1 protein-coding gene is annotated in these 288 nt (G+C 44.1%); it reads left to right on the forward strand.

Annotation, left to right across the window (positions count from 1 at the left end; all coding sequences use genetic code 11):
• Nucleotides 1-288, forward strand: a 288-nt coding sequence (locus AAC147_RS08965; protein ID WP_156115300.1) for an AMP-binding protein, incomplete at both ends; no start/stop codon positions are given.

Consider the following 288-nt stretch of genomic DNA (forward strand, 5'->3'; position numbering starts at 1 on the left):
AATCCTTCTTTTGATGTCTGCATGTCAGAAATATTTTGTGCACTAACCCACGGTGCAGAACTCGTATTGCGGACAAATCAGTGGACGTCCAGTGCACAAGAATTCTGGCGTTTGTGTGAACTTTATCAAATTAGTTATCTGTCAATCCCGGTTCAATTTTGGCGGGTCATTGCTGAAGCTAATGAAGGCAGTATTTATAAGGGCTTAAGAGTCATGTGTGTGGGGGGGGAAACGATACCTCATCATGAATTGAAACGCTGGTTATCTGTTCACCGGGAACGGCCTGTT

The sequence above is a fragment of the Xenorhabdus sp. NBAII XenSa04 genome, assembly GCF_963866145.1.
Classification (GTDB): domain Bacteria; phylum Pseudomonadota; class Gammaproteobacteria; order Enterobacterales; family Enterobacteriaceae; genus Xenorhabdus; species Xenorhabdus indica.